At 41.4% G+C, this 18,738-nt stretch carries 11 protein-coding genes; 1 reads left to right on the forward strand and 10 read right to left on the reverse strand.

Features of this window, described 5'->3' with window-relative positions; all coding sequences use genetic code 11:
• The first annotated feature begins 926 nt into the window (after positions 1-926).
• The gene (locus VYM24_RS02090; protein WP_330941341.1) at positions 927-1,448 is read left to right on the forward strand and encodes an HU family DNA-binding protein; all 522 of its coding nucleotides are present in this window, start codon (positions 927-929) and stop codon (positions 1,446-1,448) included.
• Between the two features lie 24 nt (positions 1,449-1,472).
• On the opposite strand, the gene VYM24_RS02095 is transcribed toward VYM24_RS02090, so the two are convergent.
• From VYM24_RS02095 to VYM24_RS02140, 10 genes are all read right to left on the reverse strand, one after another.
• Positions 1,473-2,621 carry a PepSY-associated TM helix domain-containing protein gene (locus VYM24_RS02095; protein WP_330941342.1) on the reverse strand — a complete coding sequence of 383 codons (1,149 nt, stop codon included), beginning with the start codon at positions 2,619-2,621 and terminating at the stop codon, positions 1,473-1,475.
• A gap of 92 nt (positions 2,622-2,713) precedes the next feature.
• Positions 2,714-4,108, reverse strand: a complete 1,395-nt coding sequence (locus VYM24_RS02100; RefSeq protein ID WP_291550194.1) for a DUF4374 domain-containing protein — start codon at positions 4,106-4,108, stop codon at positions 2,714-2,716.
• A gap of 386 nt (positions 4,109-4,494) precedes the next feature.
• A complete protein-coding gene (locus tag VYM24_RS02105; protein ID WP_330942199.1) occupies positions 4,495-6,792 on the reverse strand; it encodes a TonB-dependent receptor in 2,298 nt (765 codons plus the stop codon).
• A gap of 308 nt (positions 6,793-7,100) precedes the next feature.
• Entirely contained in the window at positions 7,101-9,050 is a 1,950-nt protein-coding gene (locus VYM24_RS02110) for a RagB/SusD family nutrient uptake outer membrane protein (protein WP_299095163.1), read from the reverse strand.
• Positions 9,051-9,073: 23 nt separating this feature from the next.
• Positions 9,074-12,163, reverse strand: a complete 3,090-nt coding sequence (locus VYM24_RS02115) for a SusC/RagA family TonB-linked outer membrane protein (protein ID WP_291550199.1) — start codon at positions 12,161-12,163, stop codon at positions 9,074-9,076.
• Positions 12,164-12,494: 331 nt separating this feature from the next.
• Positions 12,495-13,892, reverse strand: a complete 1,398-nt coding sequence (locus tag VYM24_RS02120) for a sulfatase-like hydrolase/transferase (protein WP_425286624.1) — start codon at positions 13,890-13,892, stop codon at positions 12,495-12,497.
• Positions 13,893-13,958: 66 nt separating this feature from the next.
• Positions 13,959-14,288: a hypothetical protein gene (locus VYM24_RS02125; RefSeq protein WP_330941343.1), complete on the reverse strand. Its 330-nt coding sequence runs from the start codon at positions 14,286-14,288 to the stop codon at positions 13,959-13,961.
• Between the two features lie 62 nt (positions 14,289-14,350).
• On the reverse strand, positions 14,351-15,145 hold the full coding sequence (locus VYM24_RS02130; protein ID WP_291550202.1) for a glycoside hydrolase family 28 protein: 795 nt from the start codon (positions 15,143-15,145) through the stop codon (positions 14,351-14,353).
• Positions 15,146-15,231: 86 nt separating this feature from the next.
• A complete protein-coding gene (locus VYM24_RS02135) occupies positions 15,232-16,608 on the reverse strand; it encodes a pectate lyase family protein (protein ID WP_291550204.1) in 1,377 nt (458 codons plus the stop codon).
• A 129-nt stretch (positions 16,609-16,737) separates the two neighbouring features.
• Positions 16,738-18,735 carry a RagB/SusD family nutrient uptake outer membrane protein gene (locus tag VYM24_RS02140; RefSeq protein WP_291550207.1) on the reverse strand — a complete coding sequence of 666 codons (1,998 nt, stop codon included), beginning with the start codon at positions 18,733-18,735 and terminating at the stop codon, positions 16,738-16,740.
• Positions 18,736-18,738: the final 3 nt, after the last annotated feature.

The raw sequence follows: 18,738 nt of genomic DNA on the forward strand, positions 1-18,738 counted from the left end.
TACTTGTAGCATGTAGCTGTAACTTTATTCCTTTCTGTAAGGGTTATGAATTAATTCACCACAGAGTAACACAGAGTCTCACTGAGTTTAATCAATTTGAAATCAAAAGAATAGAACTCCGTGATACTCTGTGTTCCTCTGTGGTGAAAACTCATTTCTTTTCCATTATGAGGCAAAGTGATCATTCCAATATAGAGTATCTCAATTCCCCTCCTCCAGTTGGAGGAGAGGTGCCCAAAGGGCGGGGTGGTAGGTGAGAAAAGAATTCCTTAGTCTTGTGGTTAATAGGTATTTATTATTTTACCTACCACCTCCCCCTACGGGTACTCACCCCCTCCGGCTCCCCCGTTATCGGGGGGAGAGCAACCTCCCAGAAAGAGGAGAATTGAGATCGTATTACTTATCATTTAATTCTTTACTATCTCATTTTAAAAATAACTCCCTATATCTTCTTATTTATTATATATATTACTTACCTTTGTCATATTGGTGACTGACCATTCATCTTTTATCCTGATGATGACCTTATATATAGAGAGATAACAACAAAAAGTGTTTACAGATATTTAGGTGCTGACATCATTGCTTTACAGATGAAATTTCCCCAGTTAAATAGGTGCTAACTCCCCAACTGGGGAGTAACGCATTCCCCAACTGGGGAACAATGCACTCCCCAACTGGGGAATAACGCACTCCCCAACCGGGGAGTTAACACCCCCCTAAAATGGGAGGTATTACCCCCTCTACAATACGCTGTAGCACGGGTCGGTAAAATTCAGCTTATTCAGTCACTGAAATCGGAAGATAGAGAAAAAGAAGAGAAATATAAAAAGAGAGGCATACAAAATTATAAACAATCAGCCGATCGCCAATAAAACCTTCATAAGATGGCATGACGAAAGACTACTTTAAAAACAAGAGAAAATATGATAAAGATTAATCTTATAAAGAGAGTTAACCATTTACAAAAGGATAAACCTGCCAAATGGTATGGAGTCTCCAATACAGGCAAGGCGGAAAATACGTATGTCATTACCCGCAATGCCTCTGAAAACACTTCGACTGCACCTACTGAAATGGATTCATCCATTGAGTTGTTCTTCAGAGAAGCTATAAAGGAGTTATTGAATGGAAATTCCGTACGCGCGGGTCGGTATGGAAACTTCCGCATCGCTTTCAGAAGTGAAGGCGTAGAAGATATCAATGAGTTTAATGCAAACTCAATGATTAAGGATGCCCGTATCGTGTTTCAACCTAGTAAACTTTTCCGTTCGGAAGTTATCAATAATCTTCAGTTTACAGTAAACTGTGTAACTGAAGACGAAGTGAAATATGCTTCCCTTTCCGACTATCGCCGTGCCAAAGGAATCAGTGGAGGTGGCTCCGGTTCCGACAAGCCTTCGGGTGGAGATAGCGGTGGCGGATTGGATGAAAATCCTCTTGGATAATCATCCATCCGCATATCTACTTTCCTAATGTATTGCTTCTCTTTTTATTTTTCGCTTCATTAACCGACGTATCCATAGGTAATATCCTGTCAATGGCAGACTTGCACCTACTAAGGCGGCAATAAACGTCAATATCCGCGTCAGCATACCTCCCCAACTGCCCACATGCACGGAGTAAATCCAGCCACGGATTTTACCGGAGTTATCCAGATCCTTATAGAGCGTTGTCTCGGTAATCTCTCCATTACGAGGATCGAACTTATAATGGTCTGTTCCCTGCTGGTTGCCGAAACGAGGGAGAGCAACACTGGCAGAACCATCGGATACGCTGATTAGTTTGTAGTCTGGATTTGCCTCGGCCAACTGTTCGTATACCTGTTGCCAATTAGTATAAGGAGAATGTTTTCTGCCTTCGGGACTCCCCTTCCGCTTACCGCCTTTGGCCGTCACATTAGCTGCCGCGTTTCCGTGCCCCATACCGGGCTGCACTTCCACGCCAAAGGTTTTATAAAATCCTGTCCTGTACCACTGAAAGGACCACGTCAATCCTGTAAGAGCCATAGCCAGTAAGAAGACAAGCGCATACATTCCACCTGCCACATGCAGGTCGTACCAAAAGCGACGCCAACCTTTATTCGCTACAATCTTCAGACTGTTCTTCAACGCCTTGCGCGTACGCGGCCACCAGACGACTATACCTGATATCAGTACAAACACAAACATCAATGTACTGGTACCGACAATCATCTTCCCCCAGAAGATGCCTCCATCCTGCTTTATGCTGTCCAGCAACCAACGGTGCATCCGGAACATAAAGTTGAAAAAGGGCGCCCGTTCATACTTACCCGTAATCTCACCCGTATACTGATCCACATACATAGATGCACGACGGGGTTTGGAAAGCGTGACTTGGTAAGCCCGTTCAGGATCAGACGAAATAGTAACGCCGGTTACTGATACGCTATCGGGCAAGGTTGCCGCCACTTTAGTCATCAATTGCTCCGTGGGTAACGGAGCAGCCTCAACCTTTTTCACAAAGTAGAGCTCACGGTGGTAAAGTTCCATTACTTCTTTCTCGAATACCAGTGCTGCACCCGAAAAGCAGATCAACGTGATCAGTATCCCGAAAGGAACGGAAAGCCATAAGTGTATATTACGGAATATCTTTCTCATTATATCAGTTTATGAAGCTCGGAAAAAGAGCCTGCCCGGCACATACCAGCAGGCTCTTTATCCCTAATTATAATCAATGAATGGTTTTGCGCTTATTTAGTAGGTGTCAACCGGCCCACACCGCTGATCTGAGTAGCTTCAATGGTAACTCCCTTTGTTGCAGTGGCGTTCGACGGATTGATCTTGTAAATGGCAGGATAACCTTCGGTTGTCGTTACAGTCAGATAAACATTGCCATTTTCGGTATAAGGTGCGTTGCCGAAACCGGAAATCAAATTAGTCTCAGGCAAGCCGGTTACATAAGTCAGCTTCTTATCGCCTGCCTTGAAGATGGCCAGTTGATTAGCGGTAAAATCGTCTTCAGTCAAAGGACGGTCATACATCAGCATCAGGAAGTAGTCGCCCGTAATGTGCCAGCAACGGAGGAAAGATTTTCCACCACTTTGAGCTTCCAGATCACAATAGTAATCATCAAAGTCTTCCGCGCCGTTAGGAATACGCACTACACCGGCAGGCAGAGTGGTCTGCTGGCGTACATCATCCATCGTCTTTGCAAAACTGGGAGAGAAAACGTAGATATCACCATTGTCTGCTTCCCAGATTGTCTGGTAATACTGAGATTTATTGCGTCCGCAAGCATAGCTGATCCGATCTGTACTGATCAGTTTCTTGCTGGTAAGAGTCTCATCATCGAAGATGGCTACCCAACACTCATTGGGATATTGTGTCCATTGCAACTCTCCTTTCTTATAGCTGCTGCTGTTTGAACCACCGTCTTCCGTCTTTATCAGGTCTTGATTACCCGGCAACACCCATTCGCCATTATTGTACGCTGCGCCATACTGGCTCAGCCCCATCGGAACAGCTGCGCTGTAAATCTTGTTGCCGTGTTGCAAAATACCCGCCAGCGTCACAAACTCACCATTTCCCAGGAAATTCTCTGAGAGATAGGCCTTATTTTGAGTGTCATTGGTCTTATAGGTTTCAGCCGCCACATCCAGATAAGAAAGCAGGAATGTTTTAGGCAAGTAACCGTTATCATCGGCATACCCTGTATATCCGTCACCTGTAGAAGAAGTGATGATATATCCCTCGTAAATACCATAGCTGGTAAACCGCTTCACTGCATATTCGCCCGAGCGTGCCACCATTTCATAATTTGAGTTCATGACGAATGAACGGGTAGTACCGGCATTACCCTGATTGTAGGTCAAACCATACAGATATTGATCTTTATAAAAGATCCACTGTGATGCACCGTCATTCACAAGGCCATTGTTTATGGCAGAAACCGTTCCTTTATCCAATGTTTCGGAAGTCAGCAGAACGTTTGTAGTATTTCCCGAAGCCGTAACTGAGGATGCTATCACATACTCACCTCTACCTTCGGTGCCACCACCAAGGCTCGGCTCATTGTCAGTACACGCTGTCAGCGCCAGTCCGGTTATTGCTGTTGCAAAAAGTCCGGTTAAAAAGTTCTTTTTCATCTTGCTTTTACCTTATTAATAAGTGAATGTTTATAATTAGTTTATATAATAATAGATAACTAAATGATAATTTAGCGGCGAGAATTGGTACGCGGACGATGCGGATAAGACGGACGAATGCGGATTAAGATTTCCTTGCGGCGTACAAATAATTTTTCAGACGCGGATAACGCGGATGACGCGGATTTTAAAGGCTGCGCTATGTTTACTATATCTTATCCGGATGGTAAAAAAAGAGATCCGCGTTATCCGCGTCTGAAAAATTACTTGTAAGCCGCAGGAAACCAACGGTCAACGAAGCTAAACCTTACTCCAGCGCTACGTCGCTAAATTATCATTTATAGTACGAATTAATTTTGATTGAGTACTTATGACTCTATGAATCTTTAATTTCCAAAGTATACCCTCACTTTCCCGTAGAATGCCCGTCCGGGCTTCTGAAGACTAAAGTTGTCATACAGTTTCTCGTTCGTAAAGTTGCGGCACTCAAACGACAAATTATACCGTCCGTTGTGCAAACTATAAGAAAGCGCCAGATTGTGCGAGAACTGATTAGGCACCACATAATCGTTCTTATTCGATCCGATATTAGATGAATAATAAGTAAAACTATGCAGATACTGATTGTCGTAGGAAACCGTCAACGTATTGCCTTTCTTCCAAAGGTTGCGCCAATAGAATGTCACATCCGAATCGGCAAACATATACGGCAGATTGGGCATACGCTCTTTATAGGCAAGATTGGCCGCACTGCTGGAGATCGAGGTCTTCATGTTGTCACGCACGTTCATCTGCGTAAAATTTCCTCCAACACTCAGCCATCTTCCGAAACCATATCGGGCGGAAACATTAAAGCCTTTCGTCAGCACCTTACCATAATTTATATAGGTAGCTGCTGATCTGCCTCCGCTCAGGTCGGCAATGTTACGCTGAATATAGTCTTTTGTATTACGGTATATCAGACCTCCTTCCACATATACGGAGTGTTTCCCGAATGTCCGGGTATAGCTGAGGTTAAGGTTCAGGTTGTCGCTATTCTCAGGCTTGATGCCTATATCTCCCATTTCCAGGTCTTCATCACCGAACATTTCTTCAATAGTAGGCAGTCGATAAGCTTTCTCATAGGATAATTTGACCTGAAGGCCGGGCAATATGAAATAAGTCCCCGCTGCGCCATATCCCATGGAACTCACATCGCGGGTAGTGCGCACATACTCACTCTGATTACTGGATGTAGCCATCGGACCTCCTACAAACTGGTGGTAATATTTGCCGAATACGGAGAAGTTCCAGTTTTCAGACAGCATCAGGCGATAGGACAGGCCGGAAATATTCTTGCGGGTCTCCTTAGCGATAGCCTCTTTTTGCTCTTCCTTGGCAAGCAACGAGGTGTTGGAACGGTGGAAAGCGTTCATCACATGGTTGAAAGTCAGCATCTGTGCCCTATTGATGCGGTAGTTCACAGTCAGCGTACCATTCCAGTTGTTATTGTCCGCCCGTGAATATTGATAAGACTGTTCACCGGGAGAATTCATCAGCGCTTTCTGCCCATACCAATTGTACTTATATGAGGCAGTATCCACATTAGTAGTTTCATTCTTATTGTAATTGACGGTCAGTGCCATATCCAGACCTTTAGTGAGCAGGTCACGCTTATAGTACTCTATCGAAGGCATCAACGAATGGCCTTTACGATGCTTCTGACCGTATACAATTTCCTGACGGACACCGGTCTGTATATCCTTATACATGTGCGAATAGGTGAAACCCAACAACAGACGATCCGCCCATTCCTTATCTACAAAACCAATCTTTCCGATAATGGCTTCGTTATGGTATGTATCGTTGAAGCGCTTTACACGCACCTTCTTATCCCTGTCAATACTGCCGGTTTCGAAATCTTCTACCGGTGCCTCTACATGATAGTCGTTATCCGAATAATTCTGGAAGGCATTGATTTCATAAGTAAAACCATTCTTGAAGGTTTGTCCGAAGTTGACGTATGATTTATGTGTATTAAATGAGCCATAAGAATAGGAGGCATCCAGAAACCAGCGGCGACGTTTCTTGTTAGTTACAATATTGATGACCCCACCGATAGCATCGGTACCGAATCCCACAGGTACCACTCCTTTATAGACCTCAATCCGATCGGCAAAGTTCACAGGAATATTATTCAGTCCGAAAGAATTTCCTACGCCTTCCTGCGGTACACCATCAATGAATACCTTGACGTGCTTTCCACTGAATCCATCCAGCATAAGTTGCATATCTGAACCCACACCACCCGATTCACGAAGTTTCATACCCGGTGCCTTGGTTAAGGCATCACTCAGGTTCTTCGTTGTGTTCTGTAGCTCCTTCGTGTCTACCGCCACTGCATTGAATGCGGAGCGTTTCAAACGGGTCACCCCCGTAGAGACAATCGTTACTTCATCCAGTTGCTGCGTTTCCGGAGTGATTGTGAGATTCTGTCTCACCCGCTCTCCTGCCACCAGTTTCACTTGCTTCTCTATCGTCTTATACCCCACGGCAGACACTACCAGGGTATAATTGCCTGCGGGGGCCTTTATATGATAAATACCTTCTTGGTTGGTAGTACCTCCATAGCCGGTTCCTTTCAGGTAAACAGTCGCAAAGTCAACGATTTCTTTCTCGGTAGACAGTATCTTACCGGAAATCATAGCCCTGCCTTGCGAATAGACAGATAATGAAGAAAATAATAAGACAAGAAATAAGGTAAGTCCTTCCATATTTGCTTTCAATTTACAAAGAGTTTTATACAGTTAATAAATCACTGCAAAGGTCTCTATAAACTCAAAGCAAAACAATCGCTATATGCAGGTAAATATCTTACCGGAGTATTCGATAGGGGTATACGCCGCAATCGCTATTAATAGGTATATTGTATTAGCAGTCTCCCATTAATATGACAAGAAAGGCGCACATTCTAAAGAATATACGCCTTTCTTGTTTAAAAAATATTCATTTATCAATATCCGGGATTCTGCTGGGCTTTCTTCTCTTCATTAGTCAATGAATGCCCATTCTTTTGAATTGCATCCAAATAAGTTTGAGGGATCGGACGCAAATAATGTCGTTCGTTAATATTTGAGGTAGCATCCGGATTGTATGCTCTGGCACGTGCAAGCAATGTTTTAGTTCTCGACAGGTCTTCCCAACGATAAAATTCCCCGCATAGTTCGCGTGAACGTTCATTCAACAAAAGACACAACATACGGTCGTAATCAGAAGAATATCCCAGCTTCTGAATAACCGCCTCATCTTCGGCCGGCAAGTTGCGTATATCTTCAATATCAAGAACTGTGGCAGATGTAGTCTTAGCTATGTTATTAGATTCATAATATGAGTTTTCGGCAAAATATGAATTAACGCCATTGTCAACAAAACCTAGGGAACCTTCTTTATAAGCCGCACCGCCATCACAATAAGCTGAACGGTCTTCCCCACTCTTGTAGGCTGCACGCTGGCGAAGTTTATTGATGTATATTAAAGCATCACCATATTTTTCCTGACGTATCAAAACTTCCGCCGCAATCAGGTAAGTTTCACCCAATCGGGCAAGAATACCGTCCCGATACCCTACCCTACTATCCCGAGCATCTCTTGAACCGTCAATGAATTTATTGAGTGTGCAATAACGGGTAGTATAATCATACAATGCCACATCATCTTTACCATTCTGGCTTTTCGGATAAGCAACAAACACAGTAGGAACCGTTTTCCCTGTTTTTTCATAAACAACCTGTTCCTTCAACTGAACATTTTCAAAACGAGTATCGCCCGGACGATTGATAATATACATGATACCTAAATCTCCATGTACATACTTACCATCCTTCCCCGGATTATTGACTGCATACTTTGTTTTAAAGCTCTTCCAAAAACGAGAATCATTCACCATATCATAAATATTATACATATAATATGTTGTTCTCAGGCGTTGATATTCTCTTTCCCCAGCTATATCACGCTGCATATAAGGCAGATCCTTATATACTGAAACATAATAGAGATGGCACTGATTCCCGCTAGCACCTTCTGTTGATTTATCTGAAGAGAACTGGGCTGCCAACAATATCTCATCCAATTGTTCATTTGCACCATTAGGTTCTGTATAATTCCACAAATCAGCGTAATTGGCAGCCAACTGACGATGAGCAATCACTTCTTGCGCCAACCTCAAAGCCTCAGCAAGATCAGCTGTTTTCGTCGCCCCATTCCAACTGTCATTGATTTCGCTAGCACGAGACAAGTAAGCTTTAGCCAGGAAATGCGCAGCAGCATCTTTTGTCATCTTTCCAACAGCAGATGCAGTGGACGGCAGATAGTCATAAGCCGTTTTTAAGTCATCAATAACCTGTAAATAAGTAGCTTCAGCTGTAGCACGGGTAAATTCACGTTCAGGAGAAACGCTGGGTGTCAACTTCAACGGTACCCCACCATATTGAGAAACCAGTTTAAAATAATTTAAACCACGCAAGAAATGAGCTTCACCGATGTAAAGGCTTTTATTGCTACCTTTATAACTATCCAGCGTTACTTTACTAAGTAGAAGATTTGCATTATTTATCCCATTGTACATCCCATCCCATACTTCCTCCATCTTGGTGGAATTACTGACTACTTGAGACTGCAAATTTCCATCATAATTATTCCAAGAAGCATTAGAGCCATCACCTCCTACACGAAATTCATCAGTTCCGGAGTTTGTTGTTGCACAAGCATACTCCTTAGCAAAATGAAACCGCAAATTATAGTAAAGACTTACTTCCAGCCTATCAATACCTTCCGGAGTATCAAAATAATCCGTATTTTGCTGTGTGGTAAGCTTCTCATCCAAGAAACCTGCACAAGAAATACCTGACATTCCTAATGCTAAGAATGATAATCCTAATAATATTTTTCTATCTAATTTCATAATTATATTCCTTTCTTAGTAATTTAAAATCCAACATTCAGCCCCACCGTAAAACCACGATTCCAGGTAGATGTATACGACTGTGAAGCATCCAGCTCAAGAAAATCAATCGTAGAGAATATTTGCCCGGGATTCTTGGCCTGCACAAAGACTTTTAAGTTGGAAAGATTCCATTTCTTGATAAGAGATTGCGGGAATGTATATCCCAAAGATATATTACGTACTTTTAGAAACGACCCTTTTTTATAGCCCAGAATACGATAGTAGGGATCACCACCACCAATATTGTAGATGGGTTTCTGATAATCGGCATTCTTATTGTTTTCGTTATAGTAGTTTATAGACCTTTGCATATAACGGCCTCCTTGCCATTCTCCGCCCGTGTCAACCATATAATCGAAGCGCCCATACAGCATAACAGAAAGCTCAAAGTTTTTGTAATAAAATGTATTGTTCATACCCAATGTCCACCGCGGACGAGTATGACCGATAACTACACGGTCATCATTCGGATCTATCTTTTTATCCCCATTCTGATCGACCGGTCTAGCCATACCAACCTGGAAAGAATGCCCTTTTTTGTTATATTCTTCCATCAATTCTACATCTTCCTCTTTCCACAGCCCGCCTGACTCATATCCATAAATTACTCCCAGCGCTTGACCAATAAACCAATTATTTACGATATCATCTTCTTTACCGTTTGCCAGTTCTTCAACCTTATCTTTCTGCCAGGCAGCATTAAGCGAGGTCCTCCATTCAAAATTACGAGTCTTAATATTCACCGTGTTCAGTGTAATATCAACACCGACATTTGAAGTCTCACCAACATTAGCATAAGATTGTGTATAGCCATTCAATGAAGGAATACTCATATTCATTAACAAGTCTGTTGTATGAGAAGTATAAAAATCAAGTACTCCGGAAATTCTGCCCTTCAATAAAGAGTAATCAATTCCTATATTATATTGAGTGGTCTTCTCCCAACCCAAATCTTGATTGGCCAAGGTCACCGTCTTCCCGGTTAACGGCTCGGAAGCGGCAAATCCCGGAGCAAGACTGCTACCAAATGGATAATAGAAAGGCACAATTGCCCCTTTGGTCTGATAAGGAGAGATAGCGGAGTTACCTGTAGTACCGAAACCTATGCGTAATTTCAACTGATTAATCCAATTAATATTTTCCATAAATGCTTCCTGATCAATACGCCAACCTAAAGCTGCACTGGGAAAAAATGCCCACTTATTACCATCAGCCAACTGAGACGCACCGTCCCAACGACCCGAAATGGTCAATAAATATCGATTGTGATAGTCATAATTCAGACGAAACATATAAGAAAGTAGCTGCTTTTCAGTCAACGAACTATTCCAATCATCCAATAAAGATATGTTTTCTTTTGACAGCGCATTCCATTTGGCACTATTCAAAGGAATACCCTCCGCTGCCATAGATGATGATTCATAATGATACTTGGTAGCACTTTGAAGCAAGGTTACCCCGAAAGAGTGCTTGCCGATTTCTTTATCATAATATAACAGGTTGTCCAATGTCCATGAGAAATCAGACTGATTGCTTAAAGAAGCACGGTTCTTACCTTCACTACTTAAAGACTCTTCATCGCGGAAAGTACCATTTCTATAGTGTCGAAAATCAGGTCCGAAGCTAAAGCGATATTTCAGTCCTTTGAATGGAAAATAGATTTCTCCTAAATCAAGCTGTGCAAACAAACTACCGATGACACGAAACATACGACGTTCATTTTGGCTGTGGTTCCACTCATCCGCCACATTCTTCACCTTATCATCACCACCCGGATATTCAATACGATTGCCTTCTTCATCAAAAGGAACTGCATAAGGAAACATACTTGTGGCACCTGCATACAATGTTCCCGGAAGATTCTTCAACAAAGAACCTGTTGTAGTAGCAGACGAACCGTATTGCTGCTCACTAAATGTACCATTAACATTCAATCCCATACTAAACCAGGCAGTCGGTTTCAAATCCAAACTTATTTTAGTTGTATAACGAGTATAAGATTGCCCTTTTACTGTACCTTCATTATCCAAATAACCAATGGATGCATATCCTTTTATCTTATCAGTACCTCCACTAGCACTAAGTGTATGCTCATGCGTTATACCGGTTTGGGATACCATATCACACCAGTCGGTTGTAGCCACTTTGGAACCGTCCCAACTTCCTCCGGCCCAGCCCTTTTCTATATTTTTCCAAGCAGTGGGGTCAGTAGCTCCCAAAAATATCTCATAATCATTTTCCTTAGTAGGCTGGTCAGCTCTAGGATATTTAGACGGGTTCAAGTAATAATAAGACCAACGACGCCAATCGATATACTCCGCAGAGTTCATCATCTTCGAATGATCCTGTAATGTTTCTGCAGTGACCGTACCCGAATAATTGAGGGTCATCTTACCTTCTTTACCCTGTTTGGTTGTTACTAAAATTACACCATTGGCACCACGTGAACCATAAATAGCTGTCGCAGATGCATCTTTCAATATATCAATAGACTCTATATCATTAGGATTCAAGGTCTCAATACCACTTGTAGACATCAAAGGAATTCCATCTACTACATACAAAGGAGTATTGCTTGCACTCAGTGAACGCACACCTCGTATATTAATAGTACCAATTTCACCAGGTCGTTCATTACTTGTAATATCTACTCCGGCTGCCTTTCCTTGCATAGCTTCAAAAGCATTTGAAACAGGACGAGAAGTTAGTTCTTCTGCACTAACACTAATCATGGCACCCGTAACATCCGATTTCTTTTGAACGCCATATCCGACTACTACAACTTCATCCAACATTTCCGTATCTTCCTGCATCACAACTCTAATGTTCGACTTGCCTTTCAAAGAAATCGTTTGTTCTTTATATCCAATGAAACTGATTTGAAGAGTAGCATCAGCAGCTACTTGATTTAGTGTGAATTTACCATTGATATCGGTAATTACTCCATTTACCGTCCCTTTGACAAGGACGTTAGCACCAATAATTGATTCGCCCTGCACATCAACCACTACTCCTGTAATAGTTTTGCTTTGAGCCCAAACCCCTAAAGGACAGCTTATTAATAGAAGCATTAATAAGCACATTTTTGTGTGTATGATTCTCATAGATTATTAATATAATTAATTAATTAATAAATTTAAGTTTAACAGAATGTACAACCGTTATCGAGCACATCATTCTAATTACAAAAATAGAATATAGAATTAATCTGCGTTATATCCATTTTGACTGAAACACTTTCTCTTTTGACTTTCCTTAATAAGAAAACTTATCTTTTATCATTAAAGAAAAATTTCGTACCGACATTCTTAATGATTCATACATATAGCCAAACTGAAAATATCACAAGAAATGATGTTCTGAAGCATACCCTTTCTTAAAAAGTCAATCTTCACTGAATAATCAAAATTCACCAGGCAACGGCCAGTTAGGAGTAGGCACACGCATTCTTCTCATCTCTTTCTCAAACGCAGCCACCATTTCAGGATATTTATCAGCTAGATTCACAGATTCAGTCATATCTTCTTTTATATTATACAATTCCAAAGGAGCATTTTTGTTAATAGTAACCACTTTCCAGTCACCTCTACGTGCTGCACGTTGCTTGCCGGGAAATTCCCAATATAACAAACGATTGTCCGTATTCATCTGTTTACCATAGAATAAAGGCAAGATATTTATACCATTTAGTGTTTGGGGCAACTTATCCGTTGCATTAGCCACCGCTGCCAGTGTAGGCAGTACATCTGGAAAATAAATAATATTATTCAGTGTCTGAACCGGAACTTTACCAGGCTGATTAACAATAAAAGGTACACGAATTCCACCCTCATAAAGCTGTCCCTTCATCCCCCTAAGCGAGCCTTTACATCCTAATTCCGCCAATGGCGCTTGCTTGGCAGCTCCATTATCCGAAGCAAAGATAACCATTGTATTCTCACGTAACCCCAATCTGTCAAGTTCCGCCAACAAACGCCCGATAGCCCGGTCCATGTGTGTGATAAGAGCAGCATATCGTTTAGTATTCATATCCCACGTCTCATCTTCATACCAAACTGTTTCATCAATTATATAAGGTTCATGTGGCGCATCATAAGCCAAATACAGAAAGAAAGGATTCTCCTTATTTCTATTTATAAACTTAATTGCATCCTCCGTTGAAAGATCTGTATTATGTTTGATGTGTTTATCTCCTTCATTCTCTTTCACATTTTCCAGTTTCTCATTATTAAAACGCCAATAAGGGTAATAATATGGATCATTGGAGTATGTAGTACTAATAAGCCAACCATAAAACTCATCAAATCCTCGATTTAAAGGAGTTGCTTCAGGATTAAAACCATCCAAATGCCATTTATTTACCAAACATGTCCTATAACCGGCACTACTCAACACAGTAGCAATAGTCGTATCATTTGGTAGCAAATGCATTCTCCGTATAGTTTTCGTACCCTTCAATCCCTCAATTCCCCCCGCTGTGCAAAAGTTATCACGAATAGTGGTATTTCCAGTATTCCTTCCAGTCATTAATGCACAACGGGAAGGAGAACTTATTCCCGAACCGGCATAACACTGAGTAAAAGAGGTGCCCATAGCCGCCAATTTATCTATATTAGGAGTTTCAATATACTTGTTTCCATAACAAGCCAAATCACAATACCCCATATCATCGGCTAGTATAAAAATGATATTAGTCTTTTCAGTATTCGGTGAGGTTACCTGTTGCCCCCTTACAACTATTTGAGGAAGCACCAACATACCTACAGCACAAAATCCTCCTAAAAAATTCTTCTTGACCATACTATAATATTATTAGAAAAGTTCATTTATCACATTTATCATACAATCACAATGAGCAACATACAATTATGGGATAACCACATTCTCATTGCACTCCAAAATCAAATCATTACTTGCTTCAATGCGGACATCATTCAAACGCCAGTCCTTAGCCCAAACTATTTTCCCGGCCTTGTTACCTTTAAGGCAGACGCTGCGAAACACGAAATTTTCAATTCTGCTATTAGCAATTCCAACTACATTTATACAAGATTGCGCATTAGAAGCAGTTACCTTATCAAGAGATATATTCCGAAACACAGGAGTACCCTGTGCAAAACTCACAGGTTCTAACATTTTAAGCCAATGCGCTGGAAGTTTCTTTATATCATATCCTTCCGGAAATTTGTAACCCACATTTTGTACCTATACCTTTCATCCTGTATGCCACAATATTGCGAATTCCTCCCGAAGTCTCACTACCACAAGTAAACATTCCTCCTCCCCGAACCTGCTATACAATCACGAATTACCACATATTGACAAGGACGATTGACCTGAAGCCCGTCACTATCACGTCCGGCCTTCAGACAAAAGTTGTCATCATTGCAATTTATATTAGAATTCTGGACCAAAACGTATTCTGACGAATCAATATCAATACCATCCGTGCTCGGCCCATGTCCCTCAATATTATTACTGATTATAATGCCATCAATAGTTATATGTTTACTATACAAAACATGCAAACCTTTCATCTCGTAATCTTTACGCATATTCGAATATTTATCCCCAAAAATCTTACTACGTCCATTAATTACTCCATCACCAGAAATAGCAGCATTTTTCTTGCCAATGATATTTATCAGTGCAGAAGGCCACTCCATCTCTATACCTGCTACACGGGTATCGATCTTTTTATAATCAACTATATCTTGAGAACCCACCAAAGTGACTCCCTTGGAAATATGAAGATTTACATTATTGCCCACAAACAAAGAACCGGTAAGATAAATACCAGGAGGAAATACGACCATTCCACCTCCAGCTTGTTCAGCTGTATCAATTGCTTTCTGAATAGTCTTGGTATTCATACATATAGCATCACCTTTAGCAACATAATCCACAACATTATATACAGTTTGTTGTGCAGGATAAGATACAGCACCAACCTGTTTCATCCAAGAAAAATCCGGTATTCCCTTACTTTGAATATTTGTACTCAAACAGGTCATCAACAGAACCAGGACAATCCGGACAAAGTAAATCTTCATAGTGATTTTTTTGATTAATAATTAAACAATAAGTCATTAAAAGGCTTGCTACTGAATGCAAACTCTACAGTAAACAAAAACAGATATTATCGGCACAAACTATTTAAATAAACTTCAATATTAGTATAACTCTCATTTAATGTATAAGCAGATGCATCTGAAGCACTTTCCGGATTTAAGCCATGCTTACTTTCCCAAGCATCGGGCATACCGTCTCCATCACTGTCTTTCAACGCTTTCCCTGATTTTAAAACAGGCCAACCGCCTACATCTTCCTGTGAGTTGATAATACCGTCTGTACCGAATGTACCAATCCCCTCTCTTACTTGACGTAAGACCTCACGATCATAGCTATCCTGTGAGAAACTACATCCCACAGATTCCAAAATCCGCTGATAAGCAACAACAGGGGTATCTTCATGGATCGGTTCATTCGGAAAAGGAGAGCCGACCAAACAGGATGCACATTCTTCACCCGAAGTCGGAATAGCTTCGAGAGAAATCCCGGAATCCGGTCCGGCACTTTTTCTGCCGGGTATATAACATTTCCCGGCGCAATCAGTTATAGCACTGTGATTATCATGTGTCACAGTATCATCACCTTCCATCACGTTACCAGCCACATAATAACGTCCTGTCCCATCCTCTGCAACATCAAGCAAACGGTGGTGCTGAGAAGCCGGTCCCGGCTTATAATAATTATTCACCATATTAATCTCAGCATGATGTCCACCTCCATAAGCGGTCTTGAATCCCCAATTATACACAACATTATTACGGTAATCCACCCATTTCGTACCATCTACAGAAGAGAAACGAGGATTGCGGCTTGCATGATTGGCTAACAGATTATGATGGAAAGTAGCCTTATATCCTCCCCAAATACCTCCAAAGCCATGACTTCCTTTTGTATGAACCGAGGTGTTCAGACTATGAGCAACCAAGCACCACTGTACGGTAAGATTCTCGGTTTTATAGATAGAGAGACACTCATCAATGCTCCAACTAACAGAGAGATGGTCGAGAATCACATTCTTCTGTCCGTAACGTCCACCACCCACACCGTCACTGTCCAAACGGTATCGATCGCCCACACGTACACGGATATAACGTATGATAACATTGCTGGCATTCACCACTAGCGGATAATCCTTCAGACAAATACCGTCACCCGGCGCAGATTGTCCCGCGATAGTAATACTATCATTATTTATACGAAGCGGCGACTTTAACTCAATGGTTCCATCCACAGCAAAGATCACTATACGAGCGCCTATTTGCTCCACCGCATCACGGAAACTGCCTTCACCACTGTCATTCAGATTAGTCACGGTAAGTACACGACCACCACGTCCGCCAACAGTCCATTTACCATAACCCTCAGCTCCGGGAAAAGCTATTTGTTGCGCTTGCATACAAGTAACTGCAAAAAGCAGGCAAGTGATAAGAAAAGTATTCTTCATGATTACACTATTTTACTGTTTTGATTTTGTATTCTGAAACGTAGATTGTCATTCAATAAAAGTATGCTACTGAAGAAAAAGGCGGTACCTCTCTCAGGAGATCCGCCTTTTCCTACCTTAAAGCATTTATTAATAACACGGATGCTGCTGACCGGCAAGTCCCGGATTCACATCAATAATATTCGTAGTATTGAATGGCAGTATCTCCACCATATTCTTTTTCATACCATAAAAGACACCGGTCTTACCCGTAATCCATGCATTATTAGCAGAAAGTCCCTCAACATCTTCCACGCAAAGGTTTCCTTTCTGTTTAATAGAATTGACACTGAACATGTTCAGAATCGTATATTCCACTTCTTCCACCTTCTTTGCATCAACGGGCACATCTTCTTTCTTAAAATAAACCTTTCCATCCGCTTCAAAGAAGTTAGTCTTCAAGGCACCTTTAGAGCCTGAATTTAATGTATGCAAAGTAGTCAATGCATCTTTAGAGAGTCCCATATTCACCAAATCCTGTTCAGTCATTGAAATGTAAGGCAACGCTATCGTCGGATCTGCAAAAGACGGCGTTGAAGCCAGCTTATAAGCACGATATACATCCACATCAGCATATCTGCCCTCACGCTTGGCCAATTGAACCAGCTTTTCCTTTTCAGCCGTCAGATAATCAACTAATATACCCCAACGAGCCAAATCACTTTTGCGAAGTCCTTCATTGGATAACTCCAGTTTACGCTCCTGTATAATGTAATCCCTGAAATCCCCATAGTCGGAAGGAATCGTCCCCACTTTGGCAGCATCATTTCTGAATGCACGCAAGCGTACATCTTCTACAGCCTTCTTGGCTTCGGAAGTGGCACCGTTGTTCAGTTCATTCAAAGCCTCAGCATACATTAGCAAGATATCAGAGTAACGCAATATAGGCCAATTAAAATCCCGTTTACTATCAGAAGATCCTCTAACCTTTTTCCAGTTAATGCGATATTTACCTACTCCCATACCTGCAAAAGTATTCATTTGGTAAGCATTATTACCGGTAGACAATTTAAGTCCATAATTACATACCGAAACATCACGCCGTTGATCGTCCTCTTCAAACTCAAAATAGAATGTCGGCATAGCTATCATTTGGCTACCACCCTTACCTAAGCCTTCATTATCGGTACCGCTTGTAGGTATACCATTCGTATAACCGGTACGGACATCCGGCCCATTAGTACTGTACCAACCATACTCAAGCATGGTCTCATTATTATATTGCTGATTTCCCAAATCCCTGAAAACCTGGTCATAGTCTTCCAGCAATTTATTCTCTCCCTTAGTTATAACCGCTTTACAAGCATCCGCTGCTATCTGATAGAGTTCCTTTATGCGAGCAGCATCACTACGTTGCGCAATCTTTAAAGAACTCTGAGTATACGGTACCGTATTCAGATCCCAACGTAAAGAATAACCGGCAGCATAGAGCGCAACACGAGCCAATATACCATATGCCGAATTCTTTGTAAAACGTTCGGGAGTAGCAACCATACCTTCACTTTTCCAAGGTAACAGTTCTATGGCACGTTGCAAATCTTCGATACAATTATCATAAATTATATCACGACTGACGCGCGAAGAAGAAAATGTAGCCAATTCTGCTGTCGGCACATTAGTGTATGGTACATCGCCATAAAAACGAACAATATTCCAATAAGCATAAGCCCTTATCGCCAAGGCCTCACCCAGCAACGCATCTACTTTTTTCTTCTCACTGTCACTGACACTCATTTGCGGAAGATTCTTGACGCACACATTGGCATATTCAATAGCCTTATACATATTAGTATAAGTAGAACTTAACATACTGGAAGTATTGGTATAGTCATAGTTGGCCACATTGTATTTGGAATTAGACTCTGTTGAAGCCGACTCATCCGTACCCATCAATAATTGATATCCCAATTCTTGAGTGTGTAACCATGAATAGCCACCCATCACAGCCATCTCTGCTCTTCCTACTGTTTCAAAAACAGTGGAACTATCCGCTTTTGATTCGGAAGGCATATCCAACCAGTCTTCACAAGAAGTAAAAACCAATAACATAGCAGCGGATACACCTAAAATATTTATTATCTTTTTCATATT

This window comes from Bacteroides sp. MSB163 (assembly GCF_036416795.1).
GTDB classification, from domain to species: domain Bacteria; phylum Bacteroidota; class Bacteroidia; order Bacteroidales; family Bacteroidaceae; genus Bacteroides; species Bacteroides maternus.

Excerpts from the sequence above, each read along its gene's own strand:
- VYM24_RS02090 (WP_330941341.1), top strand. The coding sequence starts at position 927 with ATGATAAAGATTAATCTTATAAAGAGAGTTAACCATTTACAAAAGGAT.
- VYM24_RS02095 (WP_330941342.1), bottom strand. The coding sequence starts at position 2,621 with ATGAGAAAGATATTCCGTAATATACACTTATGGCTTTCCGTTCCTTTC.
- VYM24_RS02100 (WP_291550194.1), bottom strand. The coding sequence starts at position 4,108 with ATGAAAAAGAACTTTTTAACCGGACTTTTTGCAACAGCAATAACCGGA.
- VYM24_RS02105 (WP_330942199.1), bottom strand. The coding sequence starts at position 6,792 with ATGATTTCCGGTAAGATACTGTCTACCGAGAAAGAAATCGTTGACTTT.
- VYM24_RS02110 (WP_299095163.1), bottom strand. The coding sequence starts at position 9,050 with ATGAAATTAGATAGAAAAATATTATTAGGATTATCATTCTTAGCATTA.
- VYM24_RS02115 (WP_291550199.1), bottom strand. The coding sequence starts at position 12,163 with ATGCTTCTATTAATAAGCTGTCCTTTAGGGGTTTGGGCTCAAAGCAAA.
- VYM24_RS02120 (WP_425286624.1), bottom strand. The coding sequence starts at position 13,892 with ATGGTCAAGAAGAATTTTTTAGGAGGATTTTGTGCTGTAGGTATGTTG.
- VYM24_RS02130 (WP_291550202.1), bottom strand. The coding sequence starts at position 15,145 with ATGAAGATTTACTTTGTCCGGATTGTCCTGGTTCTGTTGATGACCTGT.
- VYM24_RS02135 (WP_291550204.1), bottom strand. The coding sequence starts at position 16,608 with ATGAAGAATACTTTTCTTATCACTTGCCTGCTTTTTGCAGTTACTTGT.
- VYM24_RS02140 (WP_291550207.1), bottom strand. The coding sequence starts at position 18,735 with ATGAAAAAGATAATAAATATTTTAGGTGTATCCGCTGCTATGTTATTG.